Below are 23,131 nucleotides of genomic sequence, written 5' to 3' on the forward strand. Positions count from 1 at the left end.
CCGAGTGCCAGCGTGAGCCGAGGACATCGCACATGCATCCGTCACCGTCCGACTCGCGATCGCGTGTCCTTCATCTCACCCAGCCTGTGAACGGCGGGGTCGCCCGCGTCGTGACAGACCTGGTACGGGTGCAACTCGCGGCCGGACTGGCCGTCACGGTGGTCTGCCCTGACGGAGCGCTCAGCACCAGGCTCCGGCCGCTGGGCGCGGACGTACGGCACTGGCACGCGACGCGGTCACCAGGTCCGTCGCTCGTGCGGGAGGTACGACAGCTCGTTCAGGTGATGGACGAAGTGCGCCCCCATCTGGTGCACGCGCACAGCGCGAAGGCCGGGCTCGCCGGGCGGCTCGCCGTGCGGGGGCGCATCCCCACCGTGTTCCAGCCTCACGCCTGGTCGTTCGAGGCCGTCGGCGGAGCCACCTCGGCGCTCGCGCTGAGGTGGGAACGGTGGGGGGCGCGTTGGGCCTGCCGCACGGTGTGCGTGAGTGAGGCGGAACGGATGACCGGCGAGCGCGCCGGGATCAGCGGGCGGTGGAGTGTCATCCCCAACGGCGTCGACCTGCGGCGCTTCCACCCCGCCCCCGCCGGCACCGTGCGGGCGGGACTGAGCCCGTTGCGCAAGGTCGATCCCGGCGCGCCGCTCGTCGTCTGCGTAGGGCGGCTGTGCCGGCAGAAGGGGCAGGACGTTCTGCTGACGGCGTGGAGCGCCGTCGCCCGCAAGGTGCCCGGCGCGCGTCTCGTCCTGGTCGGCGACGGGCCGGACCGCGACCTGCTGCAGGCGCGCGCGCCGAGGTCCGTGCTGTTCGCGGGAGCCGTCACCGACGCCGTCCCCTGGTACCAGGCGGCCGATCTCGTCGTTCTGCCGTCCCGTTGGGAGGGCATGGCGCTGGCTCCGCTGGAAGCGATGGCCTGCGGACAGCCCGTGGTGGTCACCGACGTCGACGGCGCCCGCGAGAGCCTGCCGCCCGGGCTCGCCGACCGCTGCCTGGTCCCGCCCGAGAACCCGGCGGTGCTGGCCAGGACCGTCACCGAACTACTGCTCGACCCGCGGCTGCGCGAGTCGCTCGGCCACCAGGGGCGCCGGTACGTCCTGTCCTCGCACGACGTGCGGCACACCGCCGAGGCGGTCGCGGACGTCTATCGCGACCTGATCAGCCTCCGGCCCGCACCCCGCGTCGCGCCCCCAGAGCATAGGGAGTCCATCCACTCGTGACCGCGGAAAGCACCCTTTCCTCCCCCGGCACACAGACCCGGGATCACGGATTCGCGCCCGTCTCCGTCGTGCCGCCTCGCGGCGCCGCCCCGGGTTTACGGTCCACCGCCCACAGGCGGCCCGCCCGGCCGGCCTCGCCGATGCCGTTGCTCGTCGCGGACGGCACGGCCGCCCTGCTGGGCGCCATGACACTGACCTGGACTCAGTTCCGTCCGCTCCCGTCGGCCCTGCTGGTGGCCGCGTCGCTCTTGCTGCGTCCGCACCGCACGCGCCCGTCGCCCCCGGGGTTCCTGGACGAACTGCCCGCCGTCTGCGGCCGGACCACGCTGGCCTGGCTGACACTCGCGACGCTCGTGGCGGCGTACCGGCCGGACCACGCGCTGTCCGCCCGTGCCCTGCTGGTGGGCTTCACCGTGCAGGCGGCGGCGGGCTGCGCGCTGCGCGCCACCGTGCACGCGAGGTCGCACGCGGCGCTGCTGCGCCATCCGCACGCCGCGCTCGTCATCGGTCCGGCACCGACAGCGCAGCGCGTGGCCGCCGCCGTACTGCGGCATCCGCGCTGCGGAGTGCGGCCGGTGGGACTCGTGGCCGAACGGCAGGACGGCGTCGAGGACCTGCCGGTGCTCACGACCGGTGCGGAGGTCGAGCGGGCGGTCGTGCAGAACGGTGTGCGTACCATCCTCGCCGTCCACCCCTCGGTACGGGCCCACCAGGGACCGTTGCTGCGCGCGCTGGCCGCGCGGGGCTGCGCGGTGTGGGAGCTCGACGCGGAGTCTCCGTCGTACGCGACCGAGGAGCGGCTGGCCGGATTCCCCTGCCGGCGCCTGGAGATGTCCGCGACGCGCCGTGACAGCGCGGGCAAGCGGACCCTCGATGTCCTGGTGTCGGGAACACTGCTGCTGCTGGTCAGTCCCCTGTTGCTGCTCTGCGCGGTGGCGCTGCGGATCAGTGACGGGCCGGGCGTGGTGTTCCGGCAGGAGCGCATCGGCAAGGACGGAAAGCCCTTCACCCTGCTGAAGTTCCGGACCCACCGCCCGGTCGACGCGCACGAGGCGGCGACCCGGTGGAGCGTGGCGAACGAACACGAGATGCGCGGCTTCTGCCGCATGCTGCGGCGCACCTCCCTCGACGAACTGCTCCAACTGTGGAACGTGCTCCGCGGCGACATGAGCCTGGTGGGGCCGCGGCCCGAACGCCCGTACTTCGTCGCGCAGTTCAGCCGGACCCACCCCGGCTACGCGGCCCGTCACCGCTTGCGGACGGGCATCACCGGCCTGGCCCAGATCCATGGGCTGCGCGGCGACACCTCCATCGAGGATCGCTGCCGCTTCGACAACGTCTACATCGACGACTGGTCGTTGTGGCAGGACGTGTGCATCCTTTTGCGCACCGCGGCCACGTTCGTGCGTCCGACGGGGAGCTGAGCGCCGTGAGCCTCGCACTGACGCTGCTGGCGCGCCGGGGCATCTTGATGATGACGCCGGTCCTGCCCGTGGTGGCCGTGCTCGTCCTGCTGGCGCTGCCGCTGTCCCCGGGCGGCGACTCGGGCCCGGGTCCCGCCGACGCGGTGTCCGGACTCGTGGTGCTGTACTGCGCGATCCGCCTGATGCGGGACCGGCGGCGGCCCTTGTCGCCCACGGCCGCCGTGCTGCTGGGCCTGCCGGTCGTCGGGCTGGCCCTCGCCGCCACGGGGGCGTACTCCCCCGGAGCCGGGGTCGCCGGACTGGGCCGGTATCTGCAGATCTTCGTGCTCGTCCCGGCGGCGGTCCTGTTGCTGATCCGCGACCGGGGCGACTTCCGCCTGCTGACCTGGTCGTTCGTGGGGATCGCCCTCTTGCAGGGGGCCGTCGGGGTGCACCAGTACGTCACCCGGACCGGCGCCTCCTACCAGGGCGAGCCGATCCGGGCGGTCGGCACGTTCGGGCCGCAGGACGTGATGGGCATGGCAACAGTGGTCGCCATCGGCCTGGTGTGCGCGCTGGGCCTCGCGCTGGGGCGGACGTCCGTACGGCAGCGGGGCGCCGCCGCCCTGTGCGCGCTGACGCTGCTGCTGCCGCTGGCGCTGTCCTTCAGCCGGGGCGCGTGGATCGCGACGGTCGTGACCTGCACGGCGCAACTGGTGCTGGCCGGGCTGCGCCGCGCGCTCACGGTGGCTGCGGCCCTGGTGGCCGCGGGCGTGGTCCTGGTGGGCGGCCTCGGTGTCGGCACGGCGATGCTGCAGGAGCGGATCGACAGCATCAGGCAGGTCACCGACACCCCCGACCAGTCCGTCGTCGACCGCTACACGATGTGGGCGGCCGCGACCGACATGTGGCGCGAACACCCGCTGACCGGTGTCGGACTGAAGGGCTTCCCCGAATACCGGGACGCGTACGCCTCGCCGGCGCTGTCGTCGTTCAGCGACACGGAGGGCGCGGGGGCCGGGTACCGGAGGCAGCCCCTGCTGTCGCCGCACAACATGTACTTGTTGGTGCTGAGCGAGCAGGGCCTGATCGGGTTGCTGGCACTCGCCGGGAGCTGGCTGGCCCTGCTGGTGTGCGCGCTGAAGGCGTGGGTGCGAGCACGCAGGCCGGGGGCGCACGGCCTCGACTGCGCGCTCGTCGCCTGCGGGTTGCTGGTCTGGAAGCTCACCGACTTCGTGTACGCCGACATCGGCGGCCCCTCCACCGTGCTGACCGCCGTGTGCTTCGGGCTGGTGGCGTGGTGGGCGCTGGCCGGGAGCGGCGAGGCGGAGGCCGTGACGCCGGCTCTGGTGGGCGGGAGCGCGGAGAAGGCCGAGGCACGGTGACGGTGACGCCGCGAGCTCCGGGACGCGGGACCGACAGGGCGGCCGTACCCCCGGCGCGGGCCTCCGCGCGGTCCGTGGACGGCACCGACCTCACCGCGCACACCCGGAAGTCCCTCGCCAAGGCCACACTGATCACGGCGTCGCTGTCCGTCGCCGGAGCGCTGCTCGGGCTGGTGCGGGACCAGACGCTGGCCCAGCTCTTCGGGGCGGGCAGCGAGACGGACGCCTTTCTGGTCGCGTGGACCGTGCCGGAGTTCGCCGCCACGCTGCTCATCGAGGACGGGCTGGCCATCGCGCTGATCCCGGCGTTCAGCTTCGCCCTGGTCCGGCGCGCTCAGGGTGCCTCCGGCGACCCGGTCCGCTCCCTGGTCGCCAGCACCCTGCCCCGCCTGTCCCTCTGCTTCGTCGCCGTGTCCGCGCTCGTCATCGGCGTGGCTCCCTACCTGGTCGAGGCTCTGGCACCCGGCCTGCCCGATCCCCGCCTCGCCGCCGACTGCACCCGGCTGACGGCGACCTGCGTCCTGAGTTTCGGGCTCGCCGGGTACTGCAGTGCGGCCCTGCGGGCGCACCGCCGTTTCCTGCCGCCCGCCACGATCTACGTGGCGTACAACGCCGGCATCATCGCCACGATGTTCCTGCTCGGCGGGGACTGGGGCGTGCGATCGGCGGCGGCCGGAGTAGCGGTGGGCGGCTGCCTGATGGTGGCGGTTCAACTACCGCCCCTGTGGCGGCAGCTGAGGAGTCACCCGTCCGCCGCCGACGGAGTCGTGGTCGAGGCACCCCCGAAGAACCTGGCCCTGATCAGTGCCGTTCTCCTCTTCGCGATGTGCCGCCAGTCCCAGGTCCTGATCGAACGCTTCCTCGCCTCCACCCTTCCCTCCGGGTCCATCTCGTACCTCAACTACGCGCAGAAGGTGGCCCAGATCCCGATGACGCTGTCGCTGATGCTGTGCACGGTCACCTTCCCGGTGGTGACGCGGGCGCTCGCCGACGGCCACACCGAACGGGCCCGCGCCCGCGTCGAGCGGGACCTGGCACTGACGTCGTGCGCGGTGCTCGTCGGCGCGGCCACGGTGGTCGCCTGCGCCCCGCAGATCATCGCGATCCTTTTCCAACGGGGCGCGTTCACCGCACAGGACACGGCGGTGACGGCGGGTGTCATGCGCGTGTACGCCCTCGGGCTGCTCGGCCAGACCCTGGTGGGGGTTCTGATCCGCTCGTACTTCTCGGCGGGGCGGCCTGCCTGGTATCCGACCGCCACCATGGCCGCGGGCCTCGGCGCGACCTTCTGGATCGGGGAGGGGACGGTGAGCTCCTGGGGTGTGTCGGGGATCGCCGCCGCCAACGCCGTCGGCATCACCGTCACGGCGGCGCTGCTGCTCGTCGGCCCTCCTTCGGGCAGGCTGAAGAGGCAGGCCGGCGGCAGGAGCGTCCACAGAGCACGAAGGCGCGAAGGGCAGGGCACGGGCGCCGCCCGGACACCGCTCGTGTGCCGCGGGCGCGGGCGTCGGGGCCGCCATCGAGCGGCTCACCGCCGGCCGAGGACGCGTGGGAGAGCCGGGCGGTACGGCAGCTCGCGCGGGGTCCCGATCCGTACCCGGCGGGTGCTGTCCGAACTGAGCAGGCTGGTGCTGGCGGCGGGGGTCGCGACGGCAGCGGGGGCGTTCGCCGCGAGCGGGCCCACGTCCCAGGTGATGGGCCTCGCGGCCGGCTGCCTGACCGTGGCCGCCGTCTTTCTCGTCGTCGGACGGGCCCTGGACACCCAGGGCTGCAGGTTCGCGCTTCATTTCGTACCCACCGTCACACGAAGGCTGAGGCATGGTCGCTCCCGTTGAATCCGTCGGTACCGGCAGACGCCCCTCGGTGCGGCCCGGCCCGGTCCCCTGGGTGGCGATGTACCACTCCGTGGGCGACTGCTCCGACGACCCGTACCGCATCACGGTCACACCCGAGCGGCTGGAGCGGCAGCTGGCCTGGCTGCGTAGGCGCGGGCTGCGCGGCGTCTGCCTGCGCGAGCTGTTCGCCGCCCGCGCCCGGGGCGAGGGGAGGCACCTGGTCGGTCTCACCTTCGACGACGGTTACGCCGACTTCCTCGAGCACGCTCTGCCGACGCTGCACCGCTGGAACTGCGGTGCCACCCTCTTCGTCCTGCCCGGGCGGCTCGGCGGCGTCAACTCCTGGGACCCGCTGGGCCCGCGCAAGCCGCTGCTGACCGCGGACGGCATCCGGCGTGCGGCCACGGCGGGCGTGGAGATCGGCTCGCACGGGCTGACGCACGTCGATCTCACCCGGGCCGACGACGTCACCCTGAAGGCCGAGGTCACCGACAGCAGGGCACATCTGGCGGAGCTCATCGGTGCGCCGGTCGACGGCTTCTGCTACCCGTACGGCACCGTCGACGAGCGCGCCGTCGCCGCCGTACACGAAGCCGGATACGCCTACGCCTGCGCCATCGACCCCGGCCCTCTGACGGGCCCGCACGCCCTCCCCCGGTTGCACATCGGCCAGAACGACACCGCCTGGCGGCTGCACCTCAAGCACAAGCTGCACCGACTGCGCCGACGCCCCGTAGAGGGCCTGTGACCATGAAGGTTCTGCACATCATCACCGGTCTCGGCGTCGGCGGCGCCGAACAGCAGCTCCGTCTGCTGCTGCGTCACCTCACCGTCGACAGCGAGGTGGTGACCCTCACCAACCCGGGCACCGTCGCCGACGGTCTGATCGCCGACGGCGTCCGCGTGCACCACCTGGGCATGGACGGCAACCGCGACCTGTCGGCGCTGCCCCGTCTGGTGCGCCTGATCCGCGCGGGCGGTTACGACCTGGTGCACACCCACCTCTATCGCGCCTGCGTCTACGGCCGGCTCGCCGCCCGCCTGGCCGGCGTCCGGGCCGTGATCGCCACCGAACACTCCCTCGGCAACTCCCAGATGGAAGGCCGGAAGCTGACGGCGGGTGTCCGCGCGCTCTACCTCGCCAGCGAGCGCCTCGGCTCCGCCACGGTCGCCGTCTCCCCCGCGGTCGCCGACCGCCTCCGACGCTGGGGCGTGCCCTCCCCGCGCATCGAGGTCGTCCCCAACGGCATCGACGTGACCCGTTTCCGCTTCGACCCGTCCCGGCGCCACCACACCCGCCGACGTCTCGGCCTGCCGGAGGACGCCTACGTCGTCGGCGGGATCGGTCGGCTCTGCGCGGGCAAGCGCTTCGACGTCCTCATCCAGGCGATGACCCGGCTGCCGGACGACCACTGGCTGTTGCTGGTCGGTGGCGGCCCGGAGGAGAGCGTCCTGCGCCGCACGGCTCATGAGGCCGGCGTCGCCGACCGCGTCCTGTTCACCGGCGAGCGCCCCTACGTCCCCGACGGCTCCCCCGGCCCCGACCTGCCCTCCCTCACCTTCGCCATGGACCTGCTCGCCTCCCCGTCCGAGGACGAGTCCTTCGGGCTGGCGGTCGTGGAGGCGCTGGCGTCCGGGCTGCCCGTGCTCTACGCCTCCTGCCCGGCGATCGAGGAGCTTCCCCCGCAGGCCACCGCCGGTGCCCGGCGGGTGCCTGGCGGACCGGAGGCGTACGCCCGTGCCGTGGCCACGGTGCGCGCGGCCGGCCCGCGGCCGCGTACGGCCCCGGACGCCGCCCACCGCTACAACATCACCCGCAGCGCCGCCCGGCTCATGCACGTGTACGCGACGGCGCTGTCCAGATCATTGCCCCCCTCACCCCAGGGAGCCAGTTCGTCATGACCGACAACCCCACCCGGCACCACCGGCAGCCCGGCCGTCTGGCCCGCGCCGGACTCCTGCGGCCCTGGTCGCTGCTCGCGGCCGGCGCGCTCGCCGGTGGCCTGGCCGGCGGCACCTACGGGACGCTCAAGGACCCGACGTACACGGCGACCAGCTATGTCGTCGCCGTACCGACCGCGAAGTCCGACCCGGCCTCCGCACTCGGTTTCGCGCAGGCGTACGGCCGTGCCGCCACGCAGCTCGCGGTGCTCGGGGACGCGCAGGCGTGGGCGAGAGTGCCGGTCCCGACGCTGCGGCGGAGCGTGCGGACGGTCACCTCACCGGACGCGCCGATGGTCGCCGTCTCGGCCACCTCCCCGCACCCCGGCCAGGCCGCCGACATGGCCAACGCCGTCACCCGTGCCCTGACCCGGCACGCGAACGCGACCAAGGACAGCACCCACGTCAAACTGGTGCTGTTCTCACGGGCGGTGCGGCCGACCGACCCGACGTCCCCGTCATGGGCGGTGACCGGTCTGGTCGGCACGAGCGCGGGCGGTCTGCTCGGCGGCCTGGCGCTGCTCGTACGGCCGAGGCGCCCCGCGGACGACCGCCCCGTCCGCCCCGCCTCGGTGCCCGGCCCGGCCTCCGCCGCCGACGTGCACGGACAGCTGTGACGGTGAGGTACACGACGGAACTCGTCACCGACACACGCGCCTTCGCCGCAATGGCCCCGGACTGGGGGCGGCTGTACCAGCGGTGCGGCGCGGCGACCCCGTTCCAGAACCACGCCTGGCTGCACTCGTGGTGGCTGTCGTACGGCAGACCAGGCCGGCTCCGGCTGCTGCTCGTGCGGGAGGGCGCCGAACTCGTCGCCGCCGCGCCGCTGATGCTCCGGCGCGCCCCGGTCCCCACACTCGTACCGCTCGGCGGGCCCATCTCCGACTACGGGGACGTCCTCATCGACGACGACCGGGCGGACCGGGCGGCCACCGCGCTCGCCGAGGCGCTGTCAGCCGCGGCCCGCACCGCGCTGATCGACTTCCGCGAGGTGCGGCCGGGCAGCGCGGTCGAGCACGTCTACGACCGCTGGAGCGGGCCGCGCCGCCGGATGCAGGACTCGCTGTGTCTGGAGCTGCCCGCGGTGCCCATGGATGAGCTGTTGTCCCGGCTGCCGTCCGGCAAGGCCCAGCGGGCCCGCGCCAAGCTGCGCAAGCTGAGCTCACTCGGTGTGGAGCGGCACGTGGTGGCGCCGGACCAGGTCGGGGAGGCACTTCAGCGGCTGCTCGATCTGCACCGGCTTCAGTGGCAGGGCCGGAGGGTGACGTCGGAGCACCTGCAGACACGCTTCTGCGAGCACCTGGTGCGCTCGGTGGGACCGATGGTGCGCTCCGGCGACGCGGTGGTCACCGAGTTCCGGCTCGACGACGACGTGGTAGCCGTGGACCTCACACTGCTGTCGCCCCGGCTCACGGGCGGATACCTGTACGGCGCCCATCCGCGCCTGCGGGAACGCAAGGCGGACGTGGCGGTGATGCTCCTCGACGCGTGCACCCAGCACACCGGAATCGGCGGACTGGGCACTCTGAGCCTGCTGCGGGGCAACGAGCCCTACAAGCACCACTGGCGCCCCGAACCGGTCGCCAACCAGCGACTGCTGCTGGCCCGGCGACGCACGGCACCCCTGATGTCGGCGGTGATCGGCGACGTGGCCGCGCGTCGGCGGGGCAAGGAGCTGCTGCGTCGCTTCCAGGAGTGGACCGGTGACGGGGGACCCGCCTCGAGGCCCCCCGTCAACGGCGACCGCTATCGGGTCCGCGACCACCTGTCGAGAGGCAGGCACGCCTTGCGGCGGAGCCAGAACTCGGCCCAGTCGCCCAGGCGGAGCGGCGAACAGCCCAGCGGACGCAACGATGCGGGAGGTGCGGGAGATGTGGTGGGCGCCGGAGGTGCGGTCGGCGCGGGAGGTGCGGTGGGCGCGGGCGGCGTCGTCGGCTCGCCGGTTCGACCGGAGAGGACGGACTTGTAGACCCGGGACGAACCGGGGTTGGCCGGGCACTGCCAGACACCGTGCGGACAGTAGTCGGTCAGCGTGTTGTACAGCGGCTTGTGCTCGTCGAACCAGGCGAGCATCCGCCGCATGTATTCGGCGTTGTCACCGTTGCGGAAGAGCCCCCATTCTGGATAGGAAATAGGCTTGTTGTGGGACTGCGCGAAGTCCACGTGTGCTTGAAGTCCGTAGGGCTCCGTCACCTGTTCGTCGAACGGGATTCCGCGCGGCTGGTCGTACGCGTCCATGCCGATGATGTCGACGGTGTCGTCCCCCGGATAGCACTCCGTCCAGGGAATGGCGTCCTGGCCGCGGCTCGGCGTGAAATCGAACCGGAATTCCTGGCCCGGCACCGAACGCATGGCGGTCACGATGTTGTTCCAGTACTTCTTCCAGGCCTCCGGGTCCGGCCCGCAGCGATGGGTGTACGTCGTGCCGTTCATCTCCCAACCGAGCACCAGGACCGTGTCCGGCACGTCCAACGCCACCAGCCGCTCGGCGAGAGCGCGGAAGTGGTGATCGAAGCGTCCGGCAGCGCCCTCTTGCAGCAGCCGTCCGACCTCGTCGTCGGAGACACCCTCCTCGTTGCGCTCCAACATGGGCACGTTGAGGACGAACATCCGGTCGTCCTTCGCTCTACGCCAGCGCGCCCACCCGTCGAGGAAGTCGGGCGCGCCCTCGATGTTGCTCCAGCGGTCGCCGGGCAGATAACTGTGGCCGACGCGCAGGTCGGCGCCACCCAGCCATCGACTGAGTTTCGTCATGCTCGCGACGCCGGGGGTCCCGGAGTCGAGGAAGGCACCGAACGCGGGGCTCTCCTCGCCGGGTGCCCAGGACTCCGGCCCGGCGGCGGAAGCGGCCGGCGGGGCCGGCTCCGGCGGCTCGAGGAGGGGCGGGCTCGAGGGGTCCGGTGTGGCCGCGGGCTCCTGCGGCGACGGCGCGGGAGCAGGCTCCTGCATGGCCGGCGGCGCGGCCGGCTCGATGACCGCGGGCACCGGCTGCCCCGGAGAGACGGGAGTTGGAGCCAAAGGATCGGGCGGCGTCCCCGCGAAGCCGACGCCGGACGCCAGCGTGGCCGAGAGGGCGACTGCCACGGCGACGACCGTCAGCCGCCTATTCCGGGCCCGGCAATGCTGTGGAACCATGCCTGCTTCTCTCCCCGCTCTTTTGCTGTCCTGTGCCGTTGTTCTACTTCGGCCGCTGATTCTGCCGCCGATTCTGCCGCTGATGTTCCCTGCCTTGCTCGTGGGACTTGCTCATTGGGTTTACTCGTCAGACTGCTGACGCCCAGTCACATGAAGTTAGTCACACAAAATGGAATATCGCCACCGGCCTTACGGCTTTCGAGTACCTCGCTCCCCTGTAAGGGTGAGCCGATCCGAAGGAATGAAGCCCGTGCCCCTGCTCGACACCCGCGTTCCCGCCGTTCTGCTGCGGATCGACCGCAATCCCTTTCACCACGGAACGCTTGGTGCCGTGCGCTCGCTCGGCAGAGCCGGGGTGGAGGTGCATGTGGTCGCCGATTCCACGGGAAGTCCCGTGACCAGATCGCGCTTCGTACGCGAAATGCATCCCCCGCCGCCCCCCGGCGCATCGCCCGGCGAGATCGCCCTCGCACTGCGCCGGGTGGCCGAGCGGGTCGCGCGTCCCGCTGTCCTGGTCCCGATGGACGACGCGAGCGCGGTCGCCGTGTGCCGCATGCGCGAGGAACTGGCCCCCTCCTATCTGCTGCCCGCCACGCCCGGCGCACTGCCCGAACGCGTCGCCGACAAGGCTGAACTGGCCCTCGTATGCGCGTCGGTGGGTATCCCGCACCCGGTGACGCTGGTCCCGGACAGCCCGGCGCAGGCCGCCGACGCCGCCCGTCGGCTGGGTCTGCCGATGGTGGCGAAGTGGAGCCGGCCCTGGCGGGTGCCCGCGGGCAGCGGCCTGCACAGCACGGTGCTGGTGAAATCCGCGCAGCAGGCGCGGGAGCTGTATCTGCGCACCGAGGAGGCGGGCAGCCCGCTGCTGCTGCAGGCATATCTGCCGCCCGGCCGGGACCACGACTGGTTCTTCCACGGATACGCCGACCGCGCCTGCGCGGTGCGGGCGGGCGGGCCGGGCCGCAAGCAGCGGGCGTGGCCGCGCGGGGCGGGCCTGACCGTGGTCGGCCGCTGGACGGACAACCCGCAGGTGCGGTCGCTCGCCGAGCGGCTCGTCCGTGAGCTGGGCTACCGCGGAATCTTCGACCTCGACTTCCGCCGCTGCGGCACGACGGGCAGCTATCACCTGCTCGACTTCAACCCGCGGCCCGGTGCCCAGTTCCGGCTCTTCTCCGACACCGCCGGACTGGACGTCGTACGCGCCCTGCACCTCGACCTGACACACCGGCAGCTCTCAGAGGCGGCGCCCATGGTGGGGCGGTCGTACGTGGTGGAGAACTACGCACCGCTCGCTGCGCTGCGGCCGGCGCCCCACGGACGCGAACTGGCCTGGCACGCCCCGGACGACCCGGCTCCCGGCCGGGCGATGTGGGCCCTGTGGTGCCGTCATGTGGCCCGTCGACTGCGACAGCGGCTGCGAGCGGCTCCGGCGGCGCCCGTCACGACCCGCGTGGGCCGCCAGGCGGCCGCACCGTCCCTGCCCGACGAAGAGAACGCGAGAAGCCACTGATGTACGACTTGCTGGTGGTGGGCGCCGGTCCGTACGGCCTGTCCATCGCGTCACACGCCGCGGCCGCCGGGCTGAACCTGCGCGTCCTCGGGCGGCCCATGGCGTCCTGGCGGGACCACATGCCCCGCGGCATGTTCCTGAAGTCGGAGCCATGGGCCTCCAACCTCGCGGATCCGGACGGTCGTTGGCGCCTGGACGCGTACTGCGCCACCCGCGGGCTCACGGCACGTCACGCGGAGCCGATCCCCGTGGAGACGTTCGCGTCGTACGGCATGTGGTTCGCGCGCAACGCGGTGCCGGAGGTGGACGAGCGCATGGTGAGCCGGGTGGCGGCCGGCCCGGTCGGCTTCGAAGCGGTCACCGAGGACGGGGAGGTGCTGCGCGCCCGGACGGTGGCGCTGGCGGTCGGCGTCCTGCCCTTCATGGAGGTGCCGTCACCCTTGCGCGGCCTGCACCCCTCACTCGTCACGCACAGCAGTTGCCACAGTGACCTCGCACGCTTCCGCGGCAAGGACGTCACGGTGATCGGAGGCGGCCAGGCGGCCCTGGAGACGGCGGCGCTCCTCGCCGAACAGGGCACGCGGGTACGGGTGCTGGCGCGGGCGGACCGGCTGCGCTGGAACGACGTGCCGCCGCCCGGACAGCGTCCCTGGTGGCAGTCCGCTCGCACCCCGCACAGTGGCCTCGGCTGCGGTTGGCGCAACTGGTTCTATGCGGAGTGTCCGGACCTCTTCCGCCGCCTGCCCGAGCCGACCCGGGTCGGCATCGCGGCCACCGCCCTCGGGCCGGCGGGCGCCTGGTGGGTACGGGACCGGGTCGAGCCGGTGGTGGAGATGCTGCTCGGCCGCGAGGTCGCCGCGGCCCGTACGGTGCCGGGCGGCGTACGGCTGGAGACGGTGAGCCGGACTGGGGACCTGCGCACACTGGAGACCGAACACGTGGTCGCGGCCACGGGGTTCCGGGCGACCCTGGACCGGCTCGGGCTGCTCTCCGCCGAGCTGCGCGGGAGCCTGGCGACGACGGCCGACGGTTCCCCCGAAGTGGGGCGTGCCTTCGAGTCCTCGCACCCCGGGCTGTTCCTGGCAGGCCTGCTGACCGCTTCCGCCTTCGGCCCGTCCATGCGGTTCGTCCACGGCGCGACCTTCACGGCGGCGACGCTCGTACGAGGGGTACGCCACCGACTGCGCACCGCCCCACCGGCCGGGAAGACCCCGGTACCGGCGGGCCGGAGGCACACAGCAGCACCGTGGACGACGCCCCTCTGACCAAGGGGGTGGTGCCGGGTGCCGGACTCGCCTCGTCCGGCACCCGACCGGAGCACTGTCGAAACGGCTCCCTATCGAGAGAAGCCGGCTCGGCCTCGTCGATAAAGGATGGTGCCGCTGGTCAGCAGTAGCGCCGCAAGACCAGACGCCGCCAACGCATTCTCCCTGGGGCCGGTCTCGGCGAGGGTGAGCGTCTGCGTCGAGGGTGCGACAGGTGGCGCCGTCGCCACCAGGACGGGGCGCGGGGTGGGCGGTGGCGTCGACCTCACTGGCGGCGTGGTGGGGGGCGGTGACGTCCGCGGCGTGGGCGGAAGTGTGGGGGGCTCTACGGGCGGTGTCTCGCCGTAGCCCCCTGGCTCGTCCGAGTCGTCACCATAGCCGCCGTCGTCTTCGTATCCCTGGTCATTGCCGGATCCGTCGTCATCGCCGGATCCGTCGTCATCCCCGTAGCCGCTGTCGCTGTCGCTGGCGCTGCTGCTGCCGCTGTCGCTGTCGTCGTAGAGGGCAGCAGACGTGCCCGACTGGACGCCGAGTGATCCCCCTGGGGGCCCCTCGGAGGTCGAGTCCGCGAACACCGGGGTGACGTACAGGGACAGGATGCTCGTCGCGGCGGCGGTCACGACCATTCCCTTACTCAGGTTCTGTCGCAATCTCGTCGTCTTTCTCATCAAAGAAGTGGGAAAAGCCGGCCCGGAACCTTGAGGAACAGGCCGTTGCACACTGTGCCCAGGCATGACGTGCCGACTCGGCAGTCAGTGCCTGTTCCGCCTCCCGTTGCGCCTGGATGCGGCTTCACGCCTGCCGTAGTTCCGCTGGGATTTAATCTTCTGACTGGTCAGGTGATGGGATCCGGTGAAGTGCCAGTACCGACAGTCAGAGCATCGGTAGATACGGTCCGGGATCCTGGCCAGCAGCGGCTGCTTGATCAGCCAGGTCCTGGCCTCGGATTCAGTGCGGAATGATGCTTTCCCGGTCTCCGGGCAACGCGGAAAAATGATCACACCACTCACACATTCCCTCCGAGGCGCGCTTTCGACTCACATTCCTCTTCAACAGAAGGGACGGAATCGATGTTGCATCAGCAGTAACCCGTCCGATCAAGCGGATGACACTCTTACGGCCGAGTAGCCCCTGAAATTAATCCGAATGGTCCTGTATCGCGGGTGATACGAATGGAGGTGATCGGATCATATCGGGCGGACGAGGAGCGCCCCGGAAGCGTTACTTCCTGCCCCAGGAAAAGACTCAGCGGCCATCCGGAGGATGGCCGCTGGCGGTATTGGATCGACTCTGCGCACGCACGGAGGATCCGGCCGTTCATCTCGCACGTCCGACGTTCAGGGACCCAAGCCCGCACCACAACGCAGGATTCGCCCCTGAACCAGCCGCCGGACAGTCAACCGATCACTAGCGTGGAGCGACCTGCGTGCAGAAGTTGCCGACATTCGTGACACTTTCACCCAGGACGGTGACCGGAATGCTGACCGTGATCACGGAGTTGGTGAATTCCTGCTCGCACTGCAACAACTGCGCGTTGTCGACAGCGGGATCGGGCGACTCACCGCCGGCGTCGTGAGCCTGGGCGGCCCCGGCACCCGTCAGACCGATGCTACCGATGGCGGCGGTCATCAGCATGACCTTCTTGAACCTGCGCACGCGTATCTCCATAGATTGACTCGGCCACCACAAAACGTCGTGGCCTCGATCAGCACAGCAAAGGGGACGTCCAGATCCTGCTTCCTCGACTTCCCCTGCTCCGCGAATTAGCGGCCCTTTCCCCTGCGGCCCCGAGCCGACAGATGATCAGGCGCGTCAGACGCGGCAAGGACTAAGGAGCGGGGTCCCACACTGGAGGCGCGAGACCCGGCTGCCTACGGCGTCCCGAGATCAGCCGACCGACCCGATCACCGTGCAGAAGTTTCCGATGTTCTGGTTCGTGTCACCGAGGACGGAACCAACGGGGACGAAAAGAGTGCCGCCGTCGAAGTCCTGCTGGCAGTCGACAACCTGCAGGTTGTTGACGTCGAACGGGTCGTCGTAGTCGCCGCCGCCGTTGGCGCTGGCAACCCCACTGCCGACAAGGCCGAGACCGCCGACCATGGCCGCTACGGCCGCAGCCTTCTTGAACTTGTGCATCAACGTCTCCGATTCCCTCACGCACACGACCCTCCTTACGGACCGTGCCCGACTCGTCACAGACGCTAACACAGGCCTCTCTTATTGCACCATTCCCGACACGCCCGTTTGAGTACTACTAGTTAAGCTATGTACCTTTTCAGGAAAGCTTCATAGTTCGATTGAGTCTCATTTGGAAGTGCATTCCGGGCGTCCGCCCTGGGAGCCGGGACGTGGCGCGGGCCGGCTCGACGAGCTGCTGCCAACGTGGCACCCTTCCGCCCGGGTCGGCCCGGACGAGTCAACCGCTCGCCGCTACAGCAGAGTTGATTCACCTACAGGTCGACGGTGTCCCTGGTGAGGAGAGGCCCTCACACCCGGCCTTCGCCGTACGTGGTACGGGAAGCGCGGTCACCGCGTCGGACCCGAGAAGCTCTGCGCTATTGGTGAGCGGAAGGTTGGCCTCGTTCCTTCAGGCCAGGTCACGTGACGGGGGAAGTCGGTTCGGCCGGACGAGTGGTCGCACTCGTCACCAATCCCCGTACCGCCAAGTGACCTGAAACAAAGGGCCTCCGACCGGCACGAGGGCGGCGATCTCCGAGGTCCTCGTCCGCGCTGATCGTAGGCACTCTCCGTTCGCACCCTGGACGCTCAACTCAGCTTTCCCAGGGCACAGTCACCCTCAGGCTGCCGTACCGCCTGGCGGCCTGCCGGTTCCCCATGACGGGCGTCCGGCGCCACACGGACAGAAGGCCAGGCCTCGCACGAGAAGTGCGAGACCTGGCCTTCGCGGTGCCCTGAAATCAGTCGACCGACCCGATCACCGTGCAGAAGTTACCGATGTTCTGGTTCACGTCACCGGTGAGCGTAGGAAGCTCGACTTCGGCGAGGCCGGCGCCGTCGAAGTCCTGCGTGCACTCCACGGGCTGCAGGTTGTTGACGCCATCGAACGGGTCGTCGTAGTCGTGACCGGCGTTGGCGCTGGCAATCCCGCCGCCGACGAGGCCGAGACCGCCGACCATGGCCGCTACGGCCGCAGCCTTCTTGAACTTGTGCATCAACGTCTCCGATTCCTTCACACACACGACCCTCTCGCGGGCCGTGTCCAACTCGGCACGGACGCTAGCACGTATCTCTCTTAACCTGTTATTCCCGACACACCCGATTGGGTGGAATACATTGGCCTATGTACCTTTTACGGCAAGGAGTAGCCGACCATATGAAGGCGTCCCCGATAGGGGCCAACACTCTTGGGGAGCAAACAAAATGCCTCCGACAGGCACTGGAACGAGGAACTCGGAGATCCTCGTCCGCGCTGATCGGAGGCACTTCCCGTTCGCACCCTGGGGGCTCAACTCTCCCAGGACACAGTCACCCTCAGGCTGCCGTACCGCCTGCAGACTTGTCGGCTCCCGTGACGGGGCGTCCGGCACCGCAAGGACAGAAGACCAGGTCCCGCACTGGAAGTGTGAGACCTGGTCTACACGGTGTCCTGAAATCAGTCGACCGACCCGATCACCGTGCAGAAGTTGCCGATGTTCTGGTTCGTGTCGCCGGTGACCGAACCGATGGGGGCGAAGGCGAGGCCACCGTCGAAGGTCTGGTCGCAGTCCACGACCTGCAGGTTGTTGACCGCGAAACCGAACGGGTCGTCGTAGTCGTGGCCGCCGTTGGCGCTGGCAACCCCGCCGCCGACGAGGCCGAGGCCGCCGACCATGGCCGCCACGGCCGCAACCTTCTTGAACTTGTGCATCAACGTCTCCGATTCCTTCACGCACACGACCCTCCTTACGGACCGTGTCCAACTCGTCACAGACGCTAACACAGGCCTCTCTTAACCCGCTATTCCCGACACACCCGATTGAGTGGCACCTATAGAGCTATGTACCTTTTATGATGACCGGAGGAGACGACCGTACTCCAGCAGCCGGCGGCTGCTCGGGCACTGCCTCTGCACCCGTATGGGCGGCAGTTGTGGCCTGCGCACGAGGATCGGGCTGGCGCTCTCCCGGGAGCCGGAGGAGACGGAAAGGGCTGTGGAGCACCTCCGTCAACACGGGCTGCGCGGCGAAGGCGTGACCCACTGTCGCCGGAGTGGTCAAGCGCGGGGTGACGGGGGCGGGGCCGATGCCGCGGGCTCGGCCGGCGGTCATCCGTCCGGCGCGGCCGCCCGAACCCTGCACGTTGGCCGCCGGAGTGGCGGCCGACCTCGCCCCAACGACGTTCCCTGGTCCGCCGTCCCCGTCGGCCGTCACGCCCTGACCATGAGCGGGCCCATGGTCAGGGTGTCCGGTGGCCGGGCGGGGCGCGATCACCTTCTGGTGCCGAGTTCCTGACGCAGATCCAGATAGAAGCGCAGCCATACGCCGGACTGGCTCGGTACCCGGGCCGTCCGGTCGTCGGCCGGGGCCGCCCACGGGTCGGAGACCGCCCGCTCAAAGGCGACCGCGGCCTTCTCATCGACGGCCGCGGTCGCCCACCGGTGGGCGACCGCCCGATGGAAGGCCAGCGCTGTCTCCTCATCGGCGGCCGCGGCATCCACGACCAGCAGACCCGGCTCCGCCATGTGCACGTCCTGAATCGGTTTCATGTCGGCCATGACGTCTTCGCCCGACGTGATCGTTCTCCCAGCCCGGCACCTTCACCCGATCGAGATCATCAACGGCTGGGAACCGTCCGCTGCGGCCGTCCGTGCAAGCCGGCCTTGAGGCCGTGGCCGGACCGGCACCCGTCCGCCCACACTCCGAACACGTGCCGCGACGCAGGTCGATGGTGCTGGGTCAGCCCACTGCCACCATCGTCAGTGCGGCCAATACGGTGATCACCGCGACGGGAACCATGACGATCCGCACCCGCTCCATCCTCGCGTGCACGCGCTCGCACCTGGCTGCTGAGCGCTCGCCGCGGCCCTCGGGTGGCTTCCGGGCAAGAAGTATTCCGTCGGTGGAGACGGGAGCGGGGCTGACGCGGCAACAACCGCAGTCGCTGTCGCCGCTGTCCAGCCAGTCCGCGCCCGTCGGCCCGGCGAAGTCCGCCGATGCCCCGTCGTCGTCCCACATCGTCATGACGAGTTCAACGATCCGCCCCAACGGTCGGCTACGTGCCCGCGGTTCATGGTGATGCGGATGTCACCGGCAGGGGTGGCCGGCCGGACCGCACACGGATGCGACCGGAGGGCCGCTGCGACAGCGCCGTGGGGGAACGAACCACTGCCGCAGCAACCTTCCGGGCGGTGTCTGCCCGTTCGGGACGCTGCCCAGTCCAGACGTCACTCCCGTGAGGGACACGGCAGGTCAGCCGCCGTACAGGGGCACGCGGCACCATGGGGAGCAACGCGGTTACGGGACAAGCCGGTTCAGGATCCGGCAGGCGTGGCCGACCCCGTCCTCGGTCGTCAGCGCGCGGCCCAGTCGACGGGCCGCCTCGGCATGACCGGTGTCCCCGGTGACGGCTCGCAGGCGGTCGGCGAGAGCGGAGACGGTGAGCTGCCGGGACGGCAAGGGCTTCGGGCCCACTCCGAGGCTGTGGACCCGGTCGGCCCAGTAGGGCTGATCGCCGAAGAACGGGCAGACCAGGGACGGCACTCCAGAGCGCAGTGCCGAGGCCGTGGTGCCCGCGCCGCCGTGGTGGACCACCGCAGCCATGCGGGGGAACAGCCAACTGTGGGGTGTGTCCCCGACCACGAGCATGTCGTCGTCACTCGTGGTCGGGTCTCCGGCCAGGACGCCGCGCAGTCCCGCGCGCCGCAGTGCGGCGCGCACGACGCGGTCGGTGGCCCTGGGGTCGCTGGTTTTCATGCTGCCGAAGCCCACGTACACGGGCGGTGGCCCGTCGTCCAGGAAGTCGAGTAGGCGCGGTGGCGGTTTCCACAGTGGTTGGTCGTGGTGCCAGAAGCCGGTCACGTGGACGTTGGGCCCCCAGTCGGGCGGCCGGGGTACGAGGGTGGGGCTGAACGCGCACAGCACGGGGGCCTGACGGACTCGGCGGTACGGGCCGAGAGGGGAGAGAGCGGGAAGGCCGAGGCCCTCCCTGCGCCAGGTGTTGATGAACTGGCGGCACACCAGCCACGCTCCCAGGTTGACCGCGTCGAAACTGAGGCGGTTTCCGAAGGGTCCGAGGAACCGTGCGGCCGGTGTGAACGGGTGGGGGAACACTCCCGTGGGCTGGCTGGGCTGGAAATGGATGATCGCGTGCGGGATGCGCAGGTACTGGCTCAGGTGGACGCCGAGGAGACCGAACGTGGGTGCCAGGACGAGATCGGCTCCCTCGGCGCCCGCCTGGGTCTCGGCGAGCAGGCGGGAGAACAGTGGCCGCATGATCCGGTTGATGCCGCGGATGAAGGCCACCGGGTTGCGTCGGCCGGCCAGCAGTTCCTGTCCTTCGGGCGATTCGATGATCTCGCCGGGGTCCGCCGGGAGAGAGTGGAACTGCAGTCCCGCGCCGGTGATCAGTTGCTGGTAGCGGGAACTGGCGAGCAGGCGGACGGAATGGCCCTGGCGGGTCAGTGCCCTGCCCAGCGCCAGGCACGGCTGGACGTCCCCACGCGATCCTGCGGCAAAGATCACTACTGTTCGGCCCATACCTCCCTCGATCCTGGTCGTACGCGTCGTCGCCGACGGGATGACCGTGCCGCGGGCAGCGCGTTCCGCTCCCGGATGAAGGCCGGGTCCGCTACGAGAGTTCCTCCGTCACCGCGGGCCAGATGCTGTGCAGTTCGCGCTGCCAGTAGGGCCAGGAATGCGTCCCGGGTTCGTAGAGGTTCGTCGAGACGTCGACGCCTGCCGAGCGGAGCGATTCGGCGAATTTCGTCACCGACGCCGGCAGTGCCGCTTCGGCCATCGAGCCCACCAGGAGCGCAGACTGCGAATGCCCTTCGTCCAGTGGTCCGGGCGTTCCGTCTCCCGAGGACAGGTGGACCTTCGTTCCGACGAAGGCGTCCGGCCTGGCGGCGGGGTTGTGGGCCTGCCAGATGTCGGGGTGTCTCTTCGGGTCTCCCCAGACGCGATTGATGTCGACGCCGTCCATGACGGCGCCGAGATGCAGAAGGAAACGCACCGTGGGGTCGTCGAGGTCGACGTACGAGCTCATGGAGGCCACGTACCGGTACATTCCCGGGTGACGCGCCGCGTAGTTGAGCGCGCCGAAGCCTCCCATGGACAGGCCGACGACGGCGCGGGAGGAGTTCGCGCGGAATCTCCTCTCCATGAGCCGGACGAGTTCGACGGTGTGGAACGTCTCCCAGCGGGGCCTGCCGGCGTACCAGTCGGAGTAGTAGCCGTGCATCCCGCCGTCGGGCATCACGACAAGCACTTCCGAGTTCTCCGCCAGCGCCTCGACGTCCGTCTCGCGCGTCCAGGAGGTGTAGTCGTCCTCCCCTCCGTGCAGCATGTAGAGCACGGGGAACCTGCGCTCCCTCTCGCTCTTCCAGCTCTTGGGGAGGATGACGCGGACCGGTACCGAGGCTCTCATGGCCCGTGACCGGACGGTCAGGTCCACGGTGCGGGCATCGATTTCGTCGACGTCCGTGATCCGGGCTCCGGTGTCGGCCGACCGGGACGCTTGCCGCACGCCGTTGCCGGCCGCGGCTGCCGCGGTGCCGTACAGCGGTGTGACGAGCAGGAGACAGGCCAGGAGTGAGCGGCCGGTGAGGCGTGCCCAGTTCGTCCGGGCAGTATCGACATTCACGTGCAGACCTTGCCGACATCGGCTGTCTGATCCCCAGCCGACACGCCGATTTTATGTAGATATGATCAACTCATTCCGATTTAGCACTGTTCGTGGTCTGTCATCGGTCCGCCCGTCGTGCAGCCAGACGGCGGACTGTGCGGTTGCGCTGCGACGAGGCAGGCGGCTTGCTTTGTAGAGGTGGCGGGAGGAGACAGGCCAGTGAACTGAGGGGCAGCCGCACGCGGCCCAGGAATCGTTGGGAGACTCCATGAGCACGACCATGTCCGAAGCCGTCATCGCGGGTGCCGACCGGGCCACGCTCGAGAAGCTGCCCCTGCCCGAACAGTTCGCCGCGGCGACGGTCCGTCTGGCTGACATCAAGATGTTCCAGGACACCGACGACAAGGACGTCCAGAAGTCCCTCTCCGTGGACCAGGTCCCGATGCCCGAACTGGCTCCGGACGAAGTGCTGATCGCCGTGATGGCGAGCTCCATCAACTACAACACCGTGTGGACCGCGATGTTCGAACCGCTGCCGACCTTTCAGTTCCTCAGACAGATGGGGAAGGCCGGGGGGTGGGAGCGGCGGCATGACCTCCCCTACCACGTGGTGGGGTCGGACGCCTCGGGTGTCATCGTGCGAACGGGGTCGTCCGTGCGCAGGTGGAAGGTCGGAGACCACGTCGTGGTGGCGACGGCGTACGTCGACGACCAGGACCCCGAAACACACCGGGACGGCATGCTCGGCCACGGTCAGAAGGCGTGGGGATTCGAGACGAACTTCGGCGGACTGGCGCACTACGCGATCGCGCGGGCCAGCCAGCTGATGCCCAAGCCGGCACTGCTCACCTGGGAGGAGTCAGCCGCCAATCCCCTGTGCGCGGGCACGGCCTATCGCATGCTGGTCAGCGATCGCGGGGCCCAGATGAAGCAGGGGGACGTGGTGCTGATCTGGGGGGCGACCGGCGGGCTCGGATCCTACGCGGTTCAGCTCGTACGCAACGGTGGCGGCATTCCGGTCGGGGTCGTGAACTCCCGCCACAAGGCCGACCTGTTGCGGTCCCTCGGATGCGAGGCCGTCATCAACCGCTCGGAGATCGACGGTGGTGACGCCACCCTGCTGGAGCGGCCGGAGGGGTGGAAGAAGCTCGGCGCCGCCGTGCGGGACGCGGTGGGTGAGGACCCGCACATCGTTTTCGAGCACGTCGGCGCGAAGACATTCGGGGCCTCGGTCTTTCTCGCCAGACGCGGAGGCACGGTGGTCACCTGCGGTTCCAGTACCGGGTACCAGCACACCTACGACAACCGCTATCTGTGGATGCGGCTCAAGAGGATCATCGGAAGTCACGGGGCCAACCTGCATGAGCAGTGGGAGGTCAACCGGTTGTTCAGCATGGGCCGTCTGCTGCCTGCCCTGTCGAAGACGTACCCGCTGGACGAGGTCGCGGCGGCTGCCAGGAGTGTTCAGACCAACCAGCACATCGGCAAGGTGGGTGTTCTGTGTCTCGCGCCGCGCTCGGATCTGGGGGTGACGGACCCGCAGGCCAGGGCGCGCGTGGGCGAGGACCGTCTGCGTGCCTTCCGGAGTGAGCTGCCCCGGGTCGCATAGCGCGGACCGGTCTCGGGCGGGTCCGGCGACCTGAGCGGGACCGGTGCCGGCG

General features: G+C 70.2%; 20 protein-coding genes and 1 pseudogene. 11 read left to right on the forward strand and 10 right to left on the reverse strand.

Going from position 1 to position 23,131, the window contains the following annotated elements:
* Window positions 1-32: 32 nt before the first annotated feature.
* The 8 genes and pseudogenes from OHA64_RS17555 to OHA64_RS17590 form a co-directional block, all read left to right on the forward strand.
* Window positions 33-1,214, forward strand: coding sequence for a glycosyltransferase (locus OHA64_RS17555; protein WP_405614006.1), 1,182 nt, complete (start codon window positions 33-35; stop codon window positions 1,212-1,214).
* A complete protein-coding gene (locus OHA64_RS17560; protein WP_405614008.1) occupies window positions 1,211-2,638 on the forward strand; it encodes an exopolysaccharide biosynthesis polyprenyl glycosylphosphotransferase in 1,428 nt (475 codons plus the stop codon). The genes OHA64_RS17555 and OHA64_RS17560 overlap by 4 nt, the downstream gene beginning before the upstream one ends.
* Before the next feature lie 47 nt (window positions 2,639-2,685).
* Window positions 2,686-4,002: an O-antigen ligase family protein gene (locus tag OHA64_RS17565; RefSeq protein WP_405624006.1), complete on the forward strand. Its 1,317-nt coding sequence runs from the start codon at window positions 2,686-2,688 to the stop codon at window positions 4,000-4,002.
* Window positions 3,999-5,837: a murein biosynthesis integral membrane protein MurJ gene (murJ, locus tag OHA64_RS17570; RefSeq protein WP_405614010.1), complete on the forward strand. Its 1,839-nt coding sequence runs from the start codon at window positions 3,999-4,001 to the stop codon at window positions 5,835-5,837. Before OHA64_RS17565 ends, murJ begins: the two co-directional genes overlap by 4 nt.
* The gene (locus OHA64_RS17575; RefSeq protein WP_405614012.1) at window positions 5,821-6,585 is read left to right on the forward strand and encodes a polysaccharide deacetylase family protein; all 765 of its coding nucleotides are present in this window, start codon (window positions 5,821-5,823) and stop codon (window positions 6,583-6,585) included. The genes murJ and OHA64_RS17575 overlap by 17 nt, the downstream gene beginning before the upstream one ends.
* A gap of 2 nt (window positions 6,586-6,587) precedes the next feature.
* Window positions 6,588-7,739: a glycosyltransferase gene (locus tag OHA64_RS17580; protein WP_405614014.1), complete on the forward strand. Its 1,152-nt coding sequence runs from the start codon at window positions 6,588-6,590 to the stop codon at window positions 7,737-7,739.
* Complete coding sequence (locus OHA64_RS17585; protein ID WP_405614016.1) at window positions 7,736-8,395, forward strand: lipopolysaccharide biosynthesis protein; 660 nt, start codon at window positions 7,736-7,738, stop codon at window positions 8,393-8,395. The genes OHA64_RS17580 and OHA64_RS17585 overlap by 4 nt, the downstream gene beginning before the upstream one ends.
* Before the next feature lie 50 nt (window positions 8,396-8,445).
* A pseudogene (locus tag OHA64_RS17590) lies at window positions 8,446-9,489 on the forward strand (GNAT family N-acetyltransferase); the annotation flags it as partial.
* A gap of 35 nt (window positions 9,490-9,524) precedes the next feature.
* Here OHA64_RS17590 and OHA64_RS17595 read toward each other — a convergent pair.
* Window positions 9,525-10,913, reverse strand: a complete 1,389-nt coding sequence (locus OHA64_RS17595) for a glycosyl hydrolase (RefSeq protein WP_405614018.1) — start codon at window positions 10,911-10,913, stop codon at window positions 9,525-9,527.
* A gap of 250 nt (window positions 10,914-11,163) precedes the next feature.
* On the opposite strand from OHA64_RS17595, the gene OHA64_RS17600 reads away from it, so the two are divergent.
* Both OHA64_RS17600 and OHA64_RS17605 read left to right on the forward strand, forming a co-directional pair.
* Window positions 11,164-12,423, forward strand: coding sequence for an ATP-grasp domain-containing protein (locus tag OHA64_RS17600; RefSeq protein ID WP_405614020.1), 1,260 nt, complete (start codon window positions 11,164-11,166; stop codon window positions 12,421-12,423).
* On the forward strand, window positions 12,423-13,688 hold the full coding sequence (locus OHA64_RS17605) for an NAD(P)-binding domain-containing protein (protein ID WP_405614022.1): 1,266 nt from the start codon (window positions 12,423-12,425) through the stop codon (window positions 13,686-13,688). The genes OHA64_RS17600 and OHA64_RS17605 overlap by 1 nt, the downstream gene beginning before the upstream one ends.
* Before the next feature lie 71 nt (window positions 13,689-13,759).
* Here OHA64_RS17605 and OHA64_RS17610 read toward each other — a convergent pair whose 3' ends face one another.
* The 9 genes from OHA64_RS17610 to OHA64_RS17650 form a co-directional block, all read right to left on the reverse strand.
* Window positions 13,760-14,314: a hypothetical protein gene (locus OHA64_RS17610; RefSeq protein ID WP_405614024.1), complete on the reverse strand. Its 555-nt coding sequence runs from the start codon at window positions 14,312-14,314 to the stop codon at window positions 13,760-13,762.
* A 781-nt stretch (window positions 14,315-15,095) separates the two neighbouring features.
* The gene (locus tag OHA64_RS17615; protein ID WP_405614026.1) at window positions 15,096-15,344 is read right to left on the reverse strand and encodes a hypothetical protein; all 249 of its coding nucleotides are present in this window, start codon (window positions 15,342-15,344) and stop codon (window positions 15,096-15,098) included.
* Window positions 15,345-15,575: 231 nt separating this feature from the next.
* On the reverse strand, window positions 15,576-15,845 hold the full coding sequence (locus OHA64_RS17620) for a hypothetical protein (protein ID WP_405614027.1): 270 nt from the start codon (window positions 15,843-15,845) through the stop codon (window positions 15,576-15,578).
* Between the two features lie 761 nt (window positions 15,846-16,606).
* Window positions 16,607-16,882, reverse strand: coding sequence for a hypothetical protein (locus OHA64_RS17625; protein ID WP_405614029.1), 276 nt, complete (start codon window positions 16,880-16,882; stop codon window positions 16,607-16,609).
* A gap of 419 nt (window positions 16,883-17,301) precedes the next feature.
* Window positions 17,302-17,577 carry a hypothetical protein gene (locus OHA64_RS17630; RefSeq protein WP_405614031.1) on the reverse strand — a complete coding sequence of 92 codons (276 nt, stop codon included), beginning with the start codon at window positions 17,575-17,577 and terminating at the stop codon, window positions 17,302-17,304.
* A 537-nt stretch (window positions 17,578-18,114) separates the two neighbouring features.
* Window positions 18,115-18,393 (reverse strand): DUF6207 family protein, encoded by a 279-nt coding sequence (locus tag OHA64_RS17635; RefSeq protein ID WP_405614033.1) that lies wholly within the window; start codon window positions 18,391-18,393, stop codon window positions 18,115-18,117.
* Between the two features lie 190 nt (window positions 18,394-18,583).
* The gene (locus OHA64_RS17640) at window positions 18,584-18,868 is read right to left on the reverse strand and encodes a hypothetical protein (protein WP_405614035.1); all 285 of its coding nucleotides are present in this window, start codon (window positions 18,866-18,868) and stop codon (window positions 18,584-18,586) included.
* Between the two features lie 273 nt (window positions 18,869-19,141).
* Window positions 19,142-20,383 (reverse strand): glycosyltransferase, encoded by a 1,242-nt coding sequence (locus OHA64_RS17645; RefSeq protein ID WP_405614037.1) that lies wholly within the window; start codon window positions 20,381-20,383, stop codon window positions 19,142-19,144.
* A gap of 91 nt (window positions 20,384-20,474) precedes the next feature.
* On the reverse strand, window positions 20,475-21,488 hold the full coding sequence (locus OHA64_RS17650; RefSeq protein WP_405614039.1) for an alpha/beta hydrolase: 1,014 nt from the start codon (window positions 21,486-21,488) through the stop codon (window positions 20,475-20,477).
* Between the two features lie 250 nt (window positions 21,489-21,738).
* Between OHA64_RS17650 and ccrA the strand changes: the two genes are divergently transcribed.
* Complete coding sequence (gene ccrA, locus OHA64_RS17655; protein ID WP_405614041.1) at window positions 21,739-23,079, forward strand: crotonyl-CoA carboxylase/reductase; 1,341 nt, start codon at window positions 21,739-21,741, stop codon at window positions 23,077-23,079.
* Window positions 23,080-23,131 lie beyond the last annotated feature (52 nt).

The sequence above is a fragment of the Streptomyces sp. NBC_00076 genome (assembly GCF_045041235.1).
Lineage (GTDB): Bacteria > Actinomycetota > Actinomycetes > Streptomycetales > Streptomycetaceae > Streptomyces.